The following is a 1,545-nucleotide window of genomic DNA, read 5'->3' on the forward strand; positions in this document are numbered from 1 at the left end:
CAACACCGTTGCGTTTACCGGCGGCGACGGGATGCAAGTCCGTGGTCCATGATCTGGATCTGGACTTCGAGGGTGTAGGTCTGTGCCTGCTGGGGACGCTTTCCCGCGTTCGGTCCGTACTTGCTGGTCGGGTTCTTGCAGCTGCGGGCCTTGACTCGCTGGCGGCGTTCGGCGGGCATCAGGTCGTCCAGGACGGCCTGGCCGATCGCGCCCACGAGAGCCACCGGCTCGGGCGGGAGGATGCCGGTGGCGGTGGTGACCTGGTCTCGGGCGGTCTGGAGGAGGATGGTGAAGCTGATCCGCTCCATGGCCAGACCCGGCCGGGAGGCCGCCGCGTCGGCGGCGGTGCGAACGAGGGCCTGGTAAACCGTCAGCAGTGCGTAGACCTCCTGGTCCAGGCCCGGGACGCTGCGCGAGCGCAGGACGCGGCCGTCGAGCATGGTCGCTTTGATCGAGAAGTAGGTGGTTTCCACTTGCCACCTGCGGTGATAGAGGGCGACCAGTTCACCGGCGGGGTAGCGCTCGTGGTCGAGGAGGCTGGTGACCAGGCGCCACGGCTCACGCCGCGTGGTGCCGTCGGCGAGGGTGACGGTGACCCACGCCTCGATCACGCGGACGGGTAGCGCCCCGTAGCCCTCGCCGGCCCGGTAGACGCCGCACAGGCGGGCCAGGTAGGAGCCGTCGGGCAGGCGGTGCTGGATGGTCGGGCGGCGCCGGGCCGAGGAACGCACCAGGAACTGCGCGCCTGTCGCGCCCGCCTGGCGCAGGAATTCCACCGCGTCGAATCCGGCGTCCGCCAGCAGCAGCATCGAGCGGTCCAGGCAGCCCAGCAGGCGCTGTGCGTACGGTACTTCGCCCTCGTTCTCGGGGCCGAAGCAGGCCGCGAGGACGGCCCGGGTCCCGCACTCGACCACGACGAGCAGGCGCATCAGCGGGTAGCCGAATTCCAGCACGTCCCCGGATCGCTTCGGGTAGCGCCAGGTGACCTGTTCATCGTCGGGGGCGCGCAGGTGGGTGCCGTCCAGCGCCACCGTGCGCAGTCCCCGGTAGAACGAACCGGCCTGGCCAGGGTCGGCGACGGGACCTGCGAGAATCTCGAACAGGCAGCGCAGCGGGGCCGTGCCGACCCGGCGCCGCGCCCTGGCGAGCGAGGAGGCGGCCGGGCACACCGGCGCGAGCCGGCCCAAGGCCGCGGTGAGCTTGCCCCAGGTCGCCCGGTAGGAGCAGTGCTCGAACAGGGCCAGGGCGAGGGTGAAATAGAGCACCACCCGGGCGGGCAGCAGCCGCAGCCGCTTCTCCCGTGCCCCGGTCTCCTCCAGCACCGCATCCACCAGCGTGAAGTCGACGATCTGGGTCAGCTCGCCCAGATGTCCGGGCGCGTGGACGCCCGCGGCTGTCTCGATCGTGCGGGTGATGGCAGACTTCTCCTGCAACGGGACCCCTGGTTCTTGATCATCTTGCTCGACACAAGTGATCTACCAGAGGTCCCGTTCGTCGTGATCACCGCTTGACGAACCGCCGACCGAACAAACGCAACGGTGTTGA

Annotated in this window: 1 protein-coding gene; it reads right to left on the reverse strand. The window is 69.8% G+C overall.

What is annotated here, in order from left to right:
- Positions 1-14: 14 nt before the first annotated feature.
- The gene (locus ACFY4A_RS42595) at positions 15-1,433 is read right to left on the reverse strand and encodes an IS4 family transposase (protein ID WP_390834675.1); all 1,419 of its coding nucleotides are present in this window, start codon (positions 1,431-1,433) and stop codon (positions 15-17) included.
- Positions 1,434-1,545 lie beyond the last annotated feature (112 nt).

This window comes from Streptomyces sp. NPDC001292, assembly GCF_042896465.1.
Lineage (GTDB): Bacteria > Actinomycetota > Actinomycetes > Streptomycetales > Streptomycetaceae > Streptomyces.